This is a genomic window from Sphingomonas sp. PP-F2F-G114-C0414, assembly GCF_003688595.1.
GTDB lineage: Bacteria > Pseudomonadota > Alphaproteobacteria > Sphingomonadales > Sphingomonadaceae > Sphingomonas.
Genome location: NZ_RCWT01000015.1, coordinates 122,058 through 137,880 on the forward strand (window position 1 = coordinate 122,058; position 15,823 = coordinate 137,880).

General features: G+C 61.7%; 13 protein-coding genes, 1 tRNA gene and 2 pseudogenes. 9 read left to right on the forward strand and 7 right to left on the reverse strand.

Annotated elements, in window-relative coordinates; translation table 11 throughout:
• Positions 1–80: 80 nt before the first annotated feature.
• The 4 genes and pseudogenes from C8J47_RS17575 to C8J47_RS17590 all read left to right on the forward strand — a co-directional run bounded on the left by C8J47_RS17575 (position 81) and on the right by C8J47_RS17590 (position 5,447).
• Positions 81–1,883, forward strand: a complete 1,803-nt coding sequence (locus C8J47_RS17575) for a terminase large subunit domain-containing protein (protein WP_121886756.1) — start codon at positions 81–83, stop codon at positions 1,881–1,883.
• A complete protein-coding gene (locus C8J47_RS17580) occupies positions 1,883–2,929 on the forward strand; it encodes a phage portal protein (protein WP_259467628.1) in 1,047 nt (348 codons plus the stop codon). The genes C8J47_RS17575 and C8J47_RS17580 overlap by 1 nt, the downstream gene beginning before the upstream one ends.
• Positions 2,930–2,993: 64 nt before the next feature.
• Positions 2,994–3,188, forward strand: a pseudogene (locus C8J47_RS17585) (DUF159 family protein); the annotation flags it as partial.
• A gap of 420 nt (positions 3,189–3,608) precedes the next feature.
• Positions 3,609–5,447, forward strand: coding sequence for an AIPR family protein (locus tag C8J47_RS17590; protein WP_121886757.1), 1,839 nt, complete (start codon positions 3,609–3,611; stop codon positions 5,445–5,447).
• Positions 5,448–5,760: 313 nt separating this feature from the next.
• On the opposite strand, the gene C8J47_RS17595 is transcribed toward C8J47_RS17590, so the two are convergent.
• Together C8J47_RS17595 and C8J47_RS17600 are read right to left on the reverse strand one after the other, a co-directional pair.
• A complete protein-coding gene (locus C8J47_RS17595) occupies positions 5,761–7,032 on the reverse strand; it encodes a Y-family DNA polymerase (protein WP_121886758.1) in 1,272 nt (423 codons plus the stop codon).
• Entirely contained in the window at positions 7,029–7,454 is a 426-nt protein-coding gene (locus tag C8J47_RS17600; protein WP_121886759.1) for a LexA family transcriptional regulator, read from the reverse strand. The genes C8J47_RS17595 and C8J47_RS17600 overlap by 4 nt, the downstream gene beginning before the upstream one ends.
• A gap of 807 nt (positions 7,455–8,261) precedes the next feature.
• On the opposite strand from C8J47_RS17600, the gene C8J47_RS17605 reads away from it, so the two are divergent.
• Positions 8,262–9,032, forward strand: coding sequence for a Crp/Fnr family transcriptional regulator (locus C8J47_RS17605; RefSeq protein WP_121886760.1), 771 nt, complete (start codon positions 8,262–8,264; stop codon positions 9,030–9,032).
• A gap of 414 nt (positions 9,033–9,446) precedes the next feature.
• Here C8J47_RS17605 and C8J47_RS17610 read toward each other — a convergent pair whose 3' ends face one another.
• The 3 genes from C8J47_RS17610 to C8J47_RS17620 form a co-directional block, all read right to left on the reverse strand.
• Positions 9,447–10,136 (reverse strand): hypothetical protein, encoded by a 690-nt coding sequence (locus tag C8J47_RS17610; protein WP_121886761.1) that lies wholly within the window; start codon positions 10,134–10,136, stop codon positions 9,447–9,449.
• 19 nt (positions 10,137–10,155) lie between these two features.
• The gene (locus tag C8J47_RS17615) at positions 10,156–11,421 is read right to left on the reverse strand and encodes a phage integrase central domain-containing protein (RefSeq protein ID WP_121886762.1); all 1,266 of its coding nucleotides are present in this window, start codon (positions 11,419–11,421) and stop codon (positions 10,156–10,158) included.
• 159 nt (positions 11,422–11,580) lie between these two features.
• Positions 11,581–11,670 (reverse strand) — tRNA-Ser (locus C8J47_RS17620).
• Between the two features lie 117 nt (positions 11,671–11,787).
• On the opposite strand from C8J47_RS17620, the gene C8J47_RS17625 reads away from it, so the two are divergent.
• The gene (locus tag C8J47_RS17625) at positions 11,788–12,051 is read left to right on the forward strand and encodes a hypothetical protein (RefSeq protein WP_121886763.1); all 264 of its coding nucleotides are present in this window, start codon (positions 11,788–11,790) and stop codon (positions 12,049–12,051) included.
• 7 nt (positions 12,052–12,058) lie between these two features.
• Here the strand turns inward: C8J47_RS17625 and C8J47_RS19270 are convergent, their stop codons facing one another.
• Positions 12,059–12,214 (reverse strand): hypothetical protein, encoded by a 156-nt coding sequence (locus tag C8J47_RS19270; protein ID WP_165899589.1) that lies wholly within the window; start codon positions 12,212–12,214, stop codon positions 12,059–12,061.
• 175 nt (positions 12,215–12,389) lie between these two features.
• Between C8J47_RS19270 and C8J47_RS17630 the strand changes: the two genes are divergently transcribed.
• From C8J47_RS17630 to C8J47_RS17640, 3 genes are read left to right on the forward strand one after another with little or no spacing between them, the layout of a single operon-like run.
• Entirely contained in the window at positions 12,390–13,484 is a 1,095-nt protein-coding gene (locus tag C8J47_RS17630; protein WP_121886764.1) for an acyl-CoA dehydrogenase family protein, read from the forward strand.
• The gene (locus C8J47_RS17635) at positions 13,475–14,227 is read left to right on the forward strand and encodes a PIG-L deacetylase family protein (RefSeq protein WP_259467629.1); all 753 of its coding nucleotides are present in this window, start codon (positions 13,475–13,477) and stop codon (positions 14,225–14,227) included. Before C8J47_RS17630 ends, C8J47_RS17635 begins: the two co-directional genes overlap by 10 nt.
• A complete protein-coding gene (locus C8J47_RS17640; RefSeq protein WP_121886765.1) occupies positions 14,217–14,807 on the forward strand; it encodes a class I SAM-dependent methyltransferase in 591 nt (196 codons plus the stop codon). The genes C8J47_RS17635 and C8J47_RS17640 overlap by 11 nt, the downstream gene beginning before the upstream one ends.
• 501 nt (positions 14,808–15,308) lie before the next feature.
• On the opposite strand, the pseudogene C8J47_RS19640 reads toward C8J47_RS17640, so the two are convergent.
• Positions 15,309–15,737: pseudogene (locus C8J47_RS19640) on the reverse strand (glycosyltransferase); the annotation flags it as partial.
• Positions 15,738–15,823 lie beyond the last annotated feature (86 nt).

The window sequence follows — 15,823 nt, forward strand, 5'->3', positions numbered from 1 at the left end:
GCGCACGCTCTTGTAGAATTGCTTTCTACAAGAGCGGTGGGGGGCGGCCGGCCCGCAGGCGTGGCTAGGCTAGCGGTACCATGTCGATCCTTGCCGACCCTCTCTCCCTGCCCGTCGAAGAACGGATCCGCGCGGCGCGCAGCCTGTATTGGCGCGGGTGGAGCCTGGCGCAGATCAGCTCCGAACTGGACGTAAAATACGACACCGTGAAAAGCTGGGCGCGCCGGCACAATTGGGACGATGCGCCGTCGATCCGCAAGCTGGAGGACTGCCTTGAGACGCGCCTGATGGTGCTCATCTGCAAGGATAAGAAAACCGGCGACAACTATACCGAGTTGGAAGCACTACGCCGCCAAGTCGAGAGTCTGGCCAAGGTGCGCCGCTATGAAGCGCCAGGCGGTCATTCCGGCGACCTGAACGACCGTGTCGCGAACCGCAACGCGGGTGAAAAGAAGAAGGCGAAGAAGAACCACTTCACCGCCGACCAGGCGGCCGAGTTGAAGGCCATCTTCCTCGACCAGCTCTATGGCTATCAAGAGGCTTGGTTCGAGGCGCTATCGTTCCGCACGCGCATGATCCTGAAGTCGCGCCAGATCGGCGCGACCTACTATTTCGCCTTTGAGGCTTTGATCGACGCGATCGAGACCGGCCGCAATCAGATATTCTTGTCGGCGTCGAAGGCGCAGGCTCACCAGTTCCGCAGCTACATCGTCAGTTTTGCCAAGCTGGTCGGCGTCAGCCTTGCCGGCGATCCGATGAATATCACGTCGGATCTGCGTCCGGCCGAAGAGGCTGCGGCCGAGCTGCACTTCCTCGGTACGAATTTTCGCACGGCACAGGGCCGCCACGGCAACTTCTATTTCGACGAATTCTTTTGGGTTCATAGCTTCGAAGAGTTGAACAAGGTCGCCTCGGGCATGGCGACGCACAAGAAGTGGCGCAAAACCTACTTCTCGACGCCGTCGACGATCGCGCATGCCGCCTATCCATACTGGACTGGCGAGCGTCGCAATCGGCGTCGCTCCAAAGCCGAACGCGTCGAGATCGATGTCAGCCACGGGGCGTTGAAAGACGGCGCGCAGGGGCCGGATCGCGTCTGGCGGCATATCGTGACGATAACCGATGCCGAGGCAGCCGGGTGCGACCTGTTCGACATCGACGAGCTGCGCGACGAATATGCACCCGACGAGTTCGCCAACCTGTTCGACTGCGACTTCGTTGACGACAGCCTGTCCGCGTTCCGGTTCAACGATCTTATCAAATGCGGCTGCGACTCCATGGAGGACTGGACGGACTTCAATCCGGAAGCCGCCCGCCCGTATGGCGAGCGCCCGGTCTGGGCCGGCTATGATCCGCAGAACAGCGAAAACGGCGACAATGCCTCGCTCTCGATCATGGCCCCACCACTCGTCCAAGGCGGCGCGTTCCGTTTGCTGGAACGTCACCCGCTGCGCGGTCTCGATTTCGAGCAGCAGGCCACCTTCGTGAAGGGCATGCTGTCGCGGTACAATTGCACGTTCCTCGGCATCGACGCGTCCGGCGTCGGCGCCGGTGTCTATCAGCTGCTCGCCAAGCCGGATGCCGGAATCAAGGGCGTCACCAAGATCGAATATTCGCTCGAGGTGAAGGCGATGATGATCATGAAGGCGCAGAACGTCGTTTCGCGCGGACGCATGGCGTTCGATGCGAGCTGGCTCGACGTCGTCTCGTCCTTCGTATCGATCAAGAAAACGCTGACCACCAGCGGCCGGAACGTCACGTTCAAGGCCGGCCGGGGCGGCGATGACGGCCATGCGGATCTCGCGTGGTCGATCATGCACATTCTCAACAACGAACCGCTCGACGGCCGCGAAGCGCCCAAGTCGACCATGGAGATCCTGTAATGGGCAAGGCACGCCGTATGGGCCGTCACGAGGCCGGCCGGGCCGGCGCGATCGTCGCGACGCCGGACAAGTCGACGTCGGTCGCAGCGTTTTCCTTCGGAGATCCAGAGCCGGTCAACAGCCGGCGCGAGATTCTCGATATGCTGGAATGTCCGCATAACGGGCGATGGTTCGAACCGCCGATCAGCGTCGAGGGCTTGGCCCGTTCATTTCGCGCCAGCCCGCATCACAGCTCGGCTATTTTGCTCAAGCGCAATCTGCTGGTGCGATCGTTCATGCCGACGCCGTGGCTCTCCCGCGGCGCGTTCGAAAAGCTGGTGTTCGATTATCTGGTGTTCGGGTTCGGGTTTGTTGAGCAACGCCGCAGCGTTCTTGGCGGGCTGATGCGCCTCGATCATTCTCTGGCTAAATTCACCCGTCGCGGGATCGAAGAGGGCCGGTATTTCTTTGTGGAGAACCTGGCGACGGAATTCGAGTTCCGGCCGGGCAGCGTCATCCAGATCATGCAGCCCGATATCAACCAGGAGATTTACGGCGTGCCGGAGTATATTTCCGCGCTGCAATCGGCGTTGCTCAACGAAGCCGCCACCCTGTTTCGCCGCAAATACTATCTGAACGGTAGCCACGCGGGTTTCATCCTGCATGCGACCGGTGAGTTCTCCGATGGAGACGTCAATGCGATCCGCGACGCGCTGAAGCGGTCGAAGGGGCCAGGGAATTTTCGCAATCTGTTCGTCCACCAGCCAGGCGGCAAGGATGGCGGGATCAAGATCCTGCCAATCGCGCAGGTCGGTGCGAACGACGAGTTCATGGGGATCAAGAACGCGACCCGCGATGACGTTCTGGCGGCGCACCGCACGCCCCCGGTGTTACTCGGAATCGTGCCGGCGCAAGGTTCGACGCTCGGCAAACCTAGCGAGGCGGTCGACATGTTTTTCGAGCTGGAGATCGAACCGATCCAGGCGCGGCTTCTCGACATCAATGCTGTGGTCGGCGTCGAGGCGGTCGCATTCGCGCCGCGGAAGGCGCCTGCGCCGGCCAGCTAGGCTTTCACGTCCGGCATAGCCGGGCGGGGGATGCCGGGCTGCAACCCGGCAAAACCGACGAGGATCTTTCTTGACGTGCGACCCGAACGACCTGGTCGCGCCGATCCATCCCAAGGCGATGATCACCATCCTGCATCCGAACGACCACGAGCAATGGCTCACCGGGGGCTATGATGACATCGTCGCGCTGCAACGGCCATATCCGGCGGAACAGATAACGGTCCGCGGTCCGGTCTTCCCAACCCGGAGCGGGCGGTAGCCGCTGTTGTTGCGGTCAACCGCCATGCCGATAGCGGGTCGTTCTTTCATTTAGATCTAAGGAGCACGAATTGGTACAACGTCCCTATTCGTGGCCGGTATTTTGAACGGCGGCTCTTATCTGGAGCCCACATCAGATGTTTTGCGTTGCCGGTATCAAAATCAACGGAAAGCGAATGGTGACTGGCCGGGCAAGCTGGTCGTTACGTTGCGAAGCTGCACGCCGCGTTGACACGGGTTGCAAAATTGATGAGACGTCGTCGAAAGGTCTTGCGCGGTTATTCCGTTTTCGCCGGGTTTGCGTACGGGTTTTCCACAGGACCACCGAGCGCGGCGGAATTCTGTTTCCAAGCGGCATTGTCCGACTCGGATCGCGCTGTTTCGCAAGGCCTTTCGAATATAGTTCGAAGGGGGAGCTTGAATGAATACGGGACAGGCGCGAAAGTACACCATCCTGACGCATATACTTGATGAATACGTGCGGGAAGGGAAGGGTGTCAGGCAGCGTAGCTCTCTGTTCGACGACAGTACGGAGGAACGGCAAAATCAGGCGAGGGCTCGCGCGTTCATCCATCTCTATCTGGCCGCAACCTATGGAATTTTGAGTTTCGAAGAACGTGAGCTAACGATCACGGATGGGAGCTATGATGGTGGGATTGATGCCTACCACATCGACACCGAGAACAAGATACTTGAAATCATCCAGTCTAAGTTCAGGGTCGGGTCGAGCAACTTCGAGTCCAAGAACATATCGGCGGAGGAAATCCTTTCGATCGATCTGGACCGGATCCTTAATGGCCATCGCGAGAGCACCGACGGGCGGAGCTACAATGGCCGCATCTTGGCGTTCATCGAGAAGCTGCAGAAGATCCCGGACATCGCGCGATACAAGACACGGGTTACGATTCTCGCAAACGTCAAGGCGGAGCAATATGCCCTTGTCGAGCGCCTCTTTCATGGGGACGAGACGAACATCGTCAACTTCGATCGCTGCTACGGCGAGCTAGTCATGCCGACCATCCGCGGCGAGCAGCACTACACTTCGAGCATGCGGCTCCAGATAGATCTAAGCAACAAGTCCAACAGTTCCCGCCTAAGTGCAGAAATCATCACGGCGCACGGCCCTAGCGAGGTCACAGTCGTTCTTGTGCCGACTCTCGAGATTGCCAAGATCATGTCGAGGTACAAGAACTCCATCCTGCGCTACAACCCGAGGTCCTATCTCGAGTTTAGAGAGCAGCGGACGAACGAGGGGATCCACCAGAGCATCGTCGAGATCGAGACCGGCGAGTTTGCAATCCTGAATAACGGCATCACCATTGTCTCTGACGAAACCTACGTGAACGAGCGTGTCGGGTCGAAGAACCGGGCTCAGGTAGAGATCGTTAATCCTCAGATTATCAATGGCGGACAGACCGCGTATACCCTTGCGCGGATCTTCGACGAGAGCTCTGACATCGATCGCGAACGCCTATTTTCTGGCAAGGAAGTGATGGTCAGAATCATTACGCTGCCACAAATCGACGAAGAGTCTAAGAAGAATCTTATTCTTAGTATCTCATCCGCGACGAACTCGCAGACGGCGGTGTCTTCGACCGACCGTACCGCAAGCAACGATCATAACCGGGAGATCGCGGAGATCGTCTTCAAGAAGACTGGTCTCCTCTATGAACCAAAGCGCGGCGAGTATTCCGATGCTCTGAGAAGCAAGTACATCGAGAAGGCCAATGTCATCGACCGAACCCTCTTCACGAGGATTCTCCATATCGCGAGTGGAAGATACACGACCGCCACGCAGCGGAAAATGATGAAGAATACCGGTGGCGTCATCCCAGAGATCGATGACGACGGCGTGGTCGATGTCTTTTCCGACCTGTACGACATCTACACCGAGGTGTCGGATCATCATGCGCCTACCGACGCAGCCGACAGGACCATCAATACCCTGGCGTTCGCGATGTTCGTGCGGGCGTTCAAGTTCAGGCGACAGAGAGAGGGCGTCACGGATTGGCTTCCACGCGCGATCGAGGAAGCGCGCGTCCTCTACACGGACTTTGAGGAGTGGGCGCGGGAGAACGCCCAGGAGTTCTTTGCGTCCCGAACGGATAAGAATACGGGAACGCGGAGGCTCGTATTTTCTCTGAACAAGTGGCGAAGAAGTGCCCGCTACCCGGGCGATGTCCTGACCTACATCGATCTTCTGGTATTGAGCAAAGAGGAATTGGCCAGGCCGCAGTCTTCGATCACCGAGGGTGAATGATTTGAGCGTCGTGGAACGCCCTAGCGGAAAGCACCAAATTTGAGGGGTTGTTTCCTCGCCGCTCGCGAGGGACCTTCACGACGCTCCGGGCGGCCGTGTATAAGTTAGCGCCTTGACCCGGCAGCCGCGATGCCAAACGAAAGACTGGTTCCTGCAAGGACGGCCTTAAACGCGTCAACCGCGGAACGGCTGGAGTTGGTCAGTAATTACCGCGCCGCTGACACCGAAGATAGCGGCAGCTATCGCGTTGGATCCTCCTGAAACCGTTCAGTCAGGAACCCAGCAAACCCGGACATCCGGCCGTTGCGGAAGACTACCTCGCGGAAACAGTTGGCACGTCGCTGATCATCGTCGTCCATGCCGGCGATTTCATCTCGGACCGCATCTTCCATTCCCGCCGGAACCCTTGCGAAGCCGGCACCGCAGCGAATTTACCGAAGCGGCCGTTGATCTCGTCGATGGCGCCCATCAGGCGATCACGCTTCGCCGTGTCACCCTCGAACAGCGTCCGTGGCCGCAACTGTGCAGATACGAGTTCGTCGAGGATGACGCCCGCCTTCGTGTACGCATAGCCTTCGCGCCAGGCGCTGGTGGCGCCGCGCTTCGCCGCCGCGATCAGTTCGAGGCTGTCGCTCGTCATCGGATGCAGCGTGACTGTCCGCGATCCGGCATATTGCGGCCGGTCAGGCTTGTGCCGGTTGGTATGGAAGAACGCGGTGAGGCGCCCGGCGACGAGACCGTGCGCGCGTAGCTTCTCGCCGGCGCGCATGGCGTATTGGGACAGCGCGCCGAACAGCGTATTGAAGTCGCTCGCCGGCGTCCCGAACGAGCGCGTGACGGCCATTCCCTTCCGCTGCGGCACGATCGTCTCGACGGCGTCGGACGGTACGCCGCGCAGCTCGCCGACGAGCCGTTCCAGCACGACCGTGCCGACGGCGCGGGCCTGCTTCATCGGCATGTCCCGCAGGGCGCCTGCGTTCGTCACGCCCAGCGCGAGCAGCTTTCGCGCGGTCGATCCGCCGACGCCCCAGACGTCCTCGACCGGGAAACGGTCCATCACCCATTTGCGTACCGCGTCGTCGCGCAGATCGGCGACGCCGTCGAACATGGGGTTCTTCTTCGCCGCGGCGTTGCCCAGCTTCGCCAGCGTCTTCGTGTTGCCGATGCCGACGCAGGTCGGGATCGTCGTCCACTGGCGGACCTGGGCGCGCATGGCATTGGCGTGCGCGACCAGGTCGCGGTTCTCGAAGCCTGTCAGGTCGAGAAACGTCTCGTCGATCGAGTAGATTTCGAAGTCGCGAGCGAACGCGTCGCACGCGGCGACGACGCGGCGCTGCATGTCGCCATAGAGCGTGTAGTTCGAGGACAGCACGCGGATGCCGTGCGCGCGGATCTTGTCGCGCAGCAGGTGGACGGGCTCGCCCATCTTGATGCCCAGCGCCTTCGCCTCGGCCGAACGCGCGACGGCGCACCCGTCGTTGTTCGACAGCACGATCACCGGCACGCCGATCAGGCTGCTATCGAACGCGCGCTCGCACGAGACGTAGTAGTTGTTGCAGTCGATAAGGGCGATCGGCCCGGTCACCGGACCTGCCGCGCCACGCCGACGACGACGCCCCAGATCTCGACGTTCTCGTCGACGAGGGTGTGCGGGTAGCCTTCGGCCTCGGGCACCAGCCAGTGGCGGCCGTCCATATGCCGCAGGCGCTTCAACGTCCGGTCGCCGTGGACCAACGCAACGACGATCGCGCCGGGGCGGGGCGCCTTCGATCGGTCGACGACGATCAGGTCGCCGTCGTTGATGCCGGCTCCCAGCATCGAATGGCCGTCGACGCGCATGATGTAGCTCGCGGCCGGGTGCTGGACGAGCCAGGCGCCGAGGTCGATCGGTTCCTCCATGTCGTCCTGCGCGGGCGACGGAAAGCCGGCGGGGGTCCGCGACAGGAGGAGAGGGACCTCGAGCGGTATCAGATCGAATGGGACGTCGTGCAGTTGGAGAAGGGGCATGCGGGGTTCCGTCGACTCAGGAGCGTCACCTAACCCGAAACGGAACACAAAGGGAACATCTGATTTGGAGCAAGCGTGTGGTGGGGCGTCGGCTTGGCCCCAGCGATGTGTCTGGCGACCCCGAGAAACACGCTTTTCCCCCCACCTCGCCTGCGGTCTTTTTGTGTCTCAAAGGGTGCGATCTCATTGCAGGCAGAAACCGGCCCAGGTCCTAGGCCGAATAACCCTTTTCGAACCTTTGATGCCGGTGCACTTTGGTGCAGTTCGCCCAACCAGAACGCTTAAGGGCAGCGCCAACGGGTGCTCCAATAGTGGAACCTCACGCCATCCCGATCGACGGTGTCTCGATAAGCTCAGATCGTGGCCGACCACGCTCCATCGCAGGCACGGCGCGCTTAACTTTGATTAATTTTAAATGATTAGCGTCAGATACCTTGTCTGATCTAGGTTAGGAATGCTGAGCGTCATCGGACGCTGTGGGATACGAGAGAGGGGCCGAGATGACGCTCGACCAACATGACCAATTGACAGCGCTTCTCCTAGAGGCACTGGCAATCGCCGAGAAAGCGGAAGGGGCTGACGTGCTCGCCCTCTACATCGTTCATACGTTGGATATATTGACATCCAGCCGGCGATAAGCGGTCGTTTGTGCCCTGGCTTGACGCGCATATAGCATCTGGTTCGCCGTACATTTCCGATGCGATGGGCCACATGTCTGATCTAACATAGATCAAAGGTGTAGGGTGGTTTCTATGTTAAGCTGCGTTATTGCTGACCTATCGCGGCCCGGGGCAACTGAGAGTGAAAATGCTCCCGCCGATCAGACGGGAATATATTTTGAACTCCTCTCTCAATAATATTGGATTAACCATAGCCGGACTGTCTGCATACTCGGCGATAACGAACGAAGATATTGAAGCGCTGATGGCGCTAAGAATTAAAACGCGGATATTTGAAACTGGAAGCTATATATTTCGCGAAGGTATATTAAATTCCGACTATGCATTTTCGATATCTGGATATTCTTTTCGACAAAAGCAAACTATAGGCGGGTATCGCCAAATACTATCTATGATAATACCCGGTGATATTATAAATCCCGAAAATCGCTACGTGAGCAGTTTGGACTATAACGTCCAATGCGCCTCGAGGTCTTTGGTCGCGTATGCATCGAGATCTGATTTCGACACACTACTGAATGTGTGCGGAAGCGTAAGCTTGGCGATGAGCTTAAGCTCGGTTGCGGATTCCCGTCAATTAAGAGAGTGGATTCTTAATATCAGCGGTCGATCTGCACGAACTCGCGTAGCACATTTTTTAAATGAGTTTGCTTTTAGAACGAAGGCGCGTGGAATCGGCGACGGGATTAGCTTTGAGTTGCCCATGTCGCAGGAGCAAATCGGCGATAGCGTTGGAATTACACCTGCGCATGTCAATAGAGCACTAAGATCATTTACTGAAGATGGCTTGATAGAACAAAGCATTAGGTCTTATCGAATAATAAACGCTGATCGTTTCCGATATGTCGGCGAATTCACGGAAGGCTATATTTTCGGTTCAAATCTGAATGTTGAATAAGAGCAGACAGAGCCAAATGTCTTTTTGTGCGACCTAGTTTGGGCAGGCCTGAGTGGCTGTACTTCGGCGCCGATCCGCGATTTGGCGTGCTCAATGCTAAAGACGCCAGCGGGTGTTTGAATAGCAGCCCCGTGACGGGAACTAATGCCTACTCACTCCGGCGTGTCCCCCGTTAACGGCCCGACCAATCTCTTTACTATATCTGCCGTCCGCTTACGCGGCCCGGCAACGGGCGTGACGTGAATTGGCAAAACGGCACCGAATTTGCGCATCCTCCCCAGGATGCACGGGACGGCGCAAGCCGGCACGCTCACCCGCGGTCGCTGGATGCTGAACCCGTTGGGTTCGGGGCTTCGGGGCCTTGGTGAAGCTTCAAACGGCGCACGCCATAGGCGTTCCTTTTATATTTAGATCTTACAGGGCCTCTGTGTGACCGCTCGGCGGATTTGCACTATCAACAAAGGCGCGGACGCGGGCGAGGATGGCGCGCAGCTCGGGGCTCTGGACTTCGGCGATCACGTCGTCGACCGTCGCAGTGTCCAGCTTCTTCTGCCGCGCAAGCTTCTCGGCGACAGCGCGGACGAACTCGCTCGGCTTACGCAGCATGCGGCGGACGCACTCACGCACCGTTGGTGGCTGTAGCAGGATGAAGGCGTTCGAGATCTGCTCGCTCTGCTGCTCATCGGGCAGGGCGTCCTCGATCGGTACGCACCGCCGGATCCAGTCGAGGAAGCCGCATGCCTTCAGGCGCGCGACGGCCTCTACAACGGCGCTACGCGACTTGTGTATCTTGTCAGCGATCCACTGGTAGGTCGGATCGAGCCGGCCGTCCTTACGGCCGCGCAGGCGCAGCAGGCAGCGCAGGACGTCGAGCCCGATCGAACCGAGGGCACCGTTGCGCTTCCCCGGCAGCTTGGTCTCATGCTCGAACGCTTCGGCCGCGCGCATACGCGCATTGTGTTCGGTCTTCGGGAACGTGTTGTGCGTGCGCCACAGGGACACCTCGGAGCCGCCGGCATTGTGGCTGTTGCGGCGCACGGGCGAATTCGATCGTGCGCGGTCACGCACGCCGGTCGTAACCTCGCTGAAGGAGCGCGCGGTCATCGTGCGCCTCCCGAAGCGATCAGCGTCGAGGGATGTCCAGCAAGCCCTCCGGGGAAGCTAAATCGCGGATCAGCAAATCCGCCCATTCCTGCGCCAGCTCGCGCCGACGCGGCATGTATGCTGCTCGATTGTACGCGCCCTCGTTGCTGGAGATTCCCGTCGGAATGTGCGCCAACATCAGATCGATTATCGCCCGGTCGCCGACGCGGTTCTGCTCTCCAGCCAGTTCGTTCATCACCGTCGAGAACGTCGATCGCCAACCGTGCGGTACGTGCACACCTGCGAAGCCCGCGTCCCGATAGGCCTTGCTCACAGTGCTGTCGCTGATTGGTTTGCGCGGGTGCCGGATGCTCCGAAAGATTAGAGAAGCGCTGCCCGAGAAGGCCATCGCCACCTTCACCGTCGCGACGGCCTGGTGCGATAACGGCACCAGAAACTCGTAGGCAACGTCCTCTTTGCGTTCCAAAACCAACTTCATCTTGGCAGCAGGAATGCGCCACAGAGGGGAGGGGCCGTCCAAGTCCTCGAACTCGCTGATCTCGGCCAAGCGAAGCACACCCGCGCGAACTGCCGTCAGCGCCAGCAATCGAGAGGCGAGCTTCGTCAGCGGATGGCCGGGTGTGCTTTCTACCGCAAGCAACACCGCCGTAGCTGCTTCGACCGTCCGAACTGCCGGAAACTTGCCCTTCGGCACTCGCGCAAGAGCTTTGCCCGCAACCAGCGCTGGATCGGCCGTAGCTATGCCAACCCCGATCGCTCTTGCAAAAATCTCTGATATCCGTTGCCGGACGCGATGCGCCGTCTCGATCGCGCCGCGTTGTTCGATCGGACGCAGTACCTCTATCACCAAGGGCGTAGTGATCGAGTCGATCGGAAGCTTGCCGATCTTCGGGAATACGTCCTTCTGAAGCGTGCTGAGGACAAGCGCCGCGTGTCGCGTCGACCAGGTCGGCTTCTGGCTTGCATGCCACTCGAGAGCGATCACCTCGAACGAGTTGCCCGCGCGCGCGATCTGCGCTGCTGCTTTCTGCCGTTTGTCGACCGCCGGATCTGACCCACGGCGAAGTTCGCGCGGCGCGGCCTCCCGTAGATCCCTGGCCTCCTGCAGGGAAACGTCGGGGTAAGCCCCGAACACAATCCGCTTCTCCTTGCCCCCAACTCGGTATTTCCACCGCCAGCTTTTGTATCCGCTCGGCAACACGAATAGGTAGAGCCCGTGAGCATCGCCCAGCTTGTACGGTTTCTCGGCAGCCTTCGCTTGCCGACACGCCCGATCCGTCAACATTCGGTGCCCCCACGTGCCCGAGCCGGTGCCCCGAAAGTGCCCCCTGATTGCTTGCGCTGCATCGATGTCCAATGACGCCCGGTGAGACAAACCGCAACCGGGTAGCCAAGGTAAAACCGGGGCTTACGAGACCTTTTGAGACGATCTGGAAATCACGCTTGGCGGACGGGGTGGGATTCGAACCCACGGTAGAGTTACCCCTACGACGGTTTTCAAGACCGTTGCCTTAAACCACTCGGCCACCCGTCCGGGATACGCGTGTATCGGCGGGCGTCTAAGCGGTAGGGGGCGGGATCGCAACCGTTTCGAGCCGCGGGTCGGCGCGAGACCGGTTGCGTTTCGGCAACGCGGGCTACAGGAAGCGAAATGGATCTCGACGCGGTACTACGACATTTCTTCGGCACGGCCGATATCGATGCGCTCGATCAGAGCGCGATCGACGACGGACGGGAGAAGGTCGCCATCGCGTTCGGCACCGAGCGTGAACCCGGTCGGCGCTTCGCCTTGTGGGCGGTGTTGCGCTCGACCGGCGACGCGCCGGACCCGCGCGATGCATTCGAGGATCTACGCGAGCGGCGGGCGGCTGCGATGTACGCGTCTGCGATCGCCGCCGTGGACCGATCCGACTAGAACAGAATCAGGCGGCGCGCCGATCCTGCAGTGCGCGATCGATCCGGCAGATGAGTTCGGCGATCGGCGGCATCTCGACGGGACGACTCCGATGACCTTGCTCACCGAGAGTGCCGCGCATGCGCTTGCCGACCAGCGTGAAGACGTCCTGTGTGCTTGCCATCGATCTCGTCCTATCCGATGGTGCAAGTATGCCGGCCAAGCGTTAACCGATGGTTGGCATGCGTTTTACCTCTGCGTAACTGTTTGAACGGCGGCGGACGGCGACTCGCAACGCTCGCGCGCGTCCGACGTTGTCTGTTCGTGACCGGTGCGCTCCCGCAGCCGGATGTTCCGGGATGTATCCACTGACGCAATATCCATCAGGCTGGTCCGTCCTCGAAGCCGTCCGCCACCTCGCGGCATCGTGGGACCAGGAGAACACGCACGAAGATTTTCCCGCCGAGCGGCTCCATGCGCTGTTCGAGGCGGGAGCGCTGGCAGCTTTTAAAGCTGTGACAGCGGGGGGGGCGACCGATGCGTTGCTCGATGTGCTGCGTGCGATCGGGGGGGCGGATCTGAGTCTCGGACGGGTGTATGAGGGGCATGTCAACGCGGTCCAGTTGATCGCGACCTACGGCGACGCGGAGCAACGCGCGACGCTGGACCGCGATCTTGTGGCGGGACGGACGTTTGGCGTCTGGAACACCGAGCCAGCCCCTGGTCTCGCGATCCGCAAGGTTGGCGACGATCGGTGGACTCTCGATGGCGCGAAGAGCTTCGCGACCGGCGCGGGGCATCTCGACCGCATTCTCGTCACCGCGCGCGACGAAACCGGCGGCAAGCAACTGGTCCTCGTGCCGATCGCCGGCCAAACCGACCGCGCGGATAACGCCGGATGGCAGGTTCGCGGGATGCGCGGGACGTGCAGCGGGGCGTTCGACTTTTCCGATATGACGATCGGTCGCGAGGGCGTGATCGGTGCGGCGAATGATTACGAGCGTGAGCCGCGGTTCAGTGCCGGCGCGTGGCGGTTCACCGCGGTGCAGCTCGGTGCCGTCGAAGCGCTAGTGCGGCATCTGCGCGATCACCTCGTCGCGACCGGCAAGGCCACCGATCCGATCCAGCGCGCGCGGTTCGCCACCTGTCTCACCGAGACGCGCAGCGCAGGGCTCTGGGTTCGGCGCGCCGCGCATCTGGCAGAAACGCAGGCGGCGGAAGCGATCCCGTTCGTGCTCATGACCCGCGGCATCGTCGAGGAGGCGGGGTTGCGGACAATGGAGGCGGCTGCCCGATCGGTCGGCACCGCGTCGTTCTTCGCCGAAAGCCGGATCGACCGGATCACGCGCGATCTGGGGCTGTACCTGCGTCAGCCGGTACCCGATCAGGCGCGCGACCGGGCGGCGGCGGCGTGGCTCGAGGAGGATTGCTGGGGCGACGATCGGTGGTGGTAGCGCCCGGCGGGGACGCGTGGCGTGCGGTGACGCGGCGGGCCAGGCGGATCTCGGCGAAGGACGCGGCGCGACAGGGGCCGTGGCTCGTGCTCGCACCGCATCCCGACGACGAGACGCTGGGCTGCGGCGCGCTGATCGCGGCGGTCAGCGCCGCGGGGGGCAGGGTCCATACCGCGTTCCTGACCGATGGCTCGGGATCGCACCCCGATGCACCCGGCTGGAGCGCGCAGCGGATCGCCGGGTTGCGCCGCCGCGAAGCGCAGGCCGCGGTACGCATCCTTGGCGGCGTGGCCGACCTGCTGCATCTCGACTGGCCCGATGCGACGCCGGCCAAACCGGGCGACCCGGTGTTCGCCCGCAGCGTCGACCGGCTCGTGGCGTGGTGCAGGCGACGCGGCATTCGACAGATCGCGGTGACGTGGTCGGGCGACCCGCACTGCGATCACGAGGCCGCAGCGGCACTGGCGGCGGCGGTCGCAGCGCGGCTTCGTTGTCGGCTCTACGACTATCTGGTCTGGGGCTGGACGGTCGATGCGCTAAGGCAGCGCCTGCGGGGGATCCGTGCCTTGGCGGTCGACAGCGAGGCAGGGCGGCCCAAACAACGCCGTGCGATGGCGTGCCACCGGAGCCAGCGCGGCGGCCGGATCGTCGGCGCGCGGGAGAATTTCCGCCTCCCCCGGGCGATGCTTCGCCTGATCGATCGCCCCAATACCGTGCTGCTGGAGACCCGCCTTGCGTCGTGAACACTCGATCGAACCCGCCTATTTCGAGGCGCTCTACAAGGATCGGGGCGATCCCTGGCATTTCGAGACCAGCGCCTACGAAGCCGCGAAATATGACGCGACGCTCGCCGCGTTGCCCGGCGATCGGTTCGGCAGCGCACTGGAAGTCGGGTGCGCGAACGGCGTCCTGACGACGCGCCTGGCGCAGCGCTGCGACTCTCTCCTGGCGGTCGACGTGTCCGACACCGCCCTCACCGCCGCGCGCGCACGGTGTGGGGAGCAGTCGAACGTCCGCGTCGAACGTCGCCGCCTGCCCGCCGAAGCCCCCGACGGGGCCTTCGATCTCGTGCTGCTCTCGGAGGTCGTCTATTACTGGGACAGCGCCGATATCAGCCGGCTAGCGGACTATTTGCGGACTGCGGTCTTACCCGGCGGGCACATTCTGCTGGTGCACTGGATCGGCGAAACCGATTACCCCAAAAGCGGGGACGACGCCGTCGCCGAACTCAAGGTCGCGCTCGGCGAAGCGGTCACCGTCGTCCGCAGCGATCGGTACGACGCGTATCGGCTCGACCTTTGGCGGTTTGGCGCGGCGGGCTAGCCTGATCAGGCGCTGCGCTTCGGCGATCGCGGCAGGCAGGGTCGCAAAGCTGAGTTGGTCGCGGCGGGTCGCGCGATCAGGGGCGAGCGCGGCGGCTACCGCGTAGGTTTCGTGGAGCGACGCGTGCTCCGGCTGATCGATCCAGCGGGCGACCGCGTCCGCCATGCCACCGGGCGCGCGGCCCGCGGTGCGGCATGAAGTGAACACCCTCACGTCGAGTGCGTGGCGAATGCGACCGCCGTACTGCCTGATACGCTCGAACAGCGCGCGATCCTCGGCGACCGGCGGGGTGGGGGCCCCGCCGATCCTCCGATACAGCCGCCGCGACAGGGCGATGCTCGCGCCCCCTTCGTAGAAGTGCCGAGGCCAGGGATCGTGCGGCGAGGCTTCCGCGTCGGCGCGCAGGTAATCGAGCGCGGTATAATAGCGGCCGATCATGTCCAGCCGTCGCCGCGCCGTGGTGCCCAGATGCTCGCGGTCGCCGCGGAGCGTCAGCGCACGCCCGGCGACCGCATCATGGCCACCATCGATATGCGCCACCGTGCGGACGATCCAGTCCGGCGCGACGTTGGTATCGGCGTCCGTCGACAGCAGAAGGTCGTCGTCGGTGTCCAGCAGATCGGCCGCGGCATCCCAGGCCAGGCGTCGCGCCCAACCCGCGTGACGAAAGCCGGCAAGTAGCGACACCGCATGCCAGGAAACCTCGGCAAATCGTGGTCGCCACTGCGTGAGGAGTTCCAGCGTACCGTCCGTACAGTCGTTCAACAGTGCGACGACCGTGACCCGACCGCCGAACACCTCGGCTGCACGGTCGATCGCAGCGAGGCAGGCGGGGAGATGCTGCTCCTCGTTTTTGATCGGGATAGCGATCGCAATACGACGCTGTGACGCAATTGACTCCGTAAATAGCGGTAAAGAGACAATTTTCAAAATGATGCGGCCGTCATCGCACGCGGTCGGTTTTGACTCCGTCGATCAGTGTTGAAACCGATACTGCGGCAATCGCGCATCACTGA

What these genes read in the sequence shown, in the direction of transcription:
- C8J47_RS17605 (WP_121886760.1), top strand. Translation starts at nt 8,262, where the DNA reads ATGCTCCCGCCGATCAGACGGGAATATATTTTGAACTCCTCTCTCAAT.
- C8J47_RS17590 (WP_121886757.1), top strand. Translation starts at nt 3,609, where the DNA reads ATGAATACGGGACAGGCGCGAAAGTACACCATCCTGACGCATATACTT.
- C8J47_RS17575 (WP_121886756.1), top strand. Translation starts at nt 81, where the DNA reads ATGTCGATCCTTGCCGACCCTCTCTCCCTGCCCGTCGAAGAACGGATC.
- C8J47_RS17580 (WP_259467628.1), top strand. Translation starts at nt 1,883, where the DNA reads ATGGGCAAGGCACGCCGTATGGGCCGTCACGAGGCCGGCCGGGCCGGC.
- C8J47_RS17625 (WP_121886763.1), top strand. Translation starts at nt 11,788, where the DNA reads ATGGATCTCGACGCGGTACTACGACATTTCTTCGGCACGGCCGATATC.
- C8J47_RS19270 (WP_165899589.1), bottom strand. Translation starts at nt 12,214, where the DNA reads ATGGCAAGCACACAGGACGTCTTCACGCTGGTCGGCAAGCGCATGCGC.
- C8J47_RS17615 (WP_121886762.1), bottom strand. Translation starts at nt 11,421, where the DNA reads ATGTTGACGGATCGGGCGTGTCGGCAAGCGAAGGCTGCCGAGAAACCG.
- C8J47_RS17610 (WP_121886761.1), bottom strand. Translation starts at nt 10,136, where the DNA reads ATGACCGCGCGCTCCTTCAGCGAGGTTACGACCGGCGTGCGTGACCGC.
- C8J47_RS17600 (WP_121886759.1), bottom strand. Translation starts at nt 7,454, where the DNA reads ATGCCCCTTCTCCAACTGCACGACGTCCCATTCGATCTGATACCGCTC.
- C8J47_RS17630 (WP_121886764.1), top strand. Translation starts at nt 12,390, where the DNA reads ATGTATCCACTGACGCAATATCCATCAGGCTGGTCCGTCCTCGAAGCC.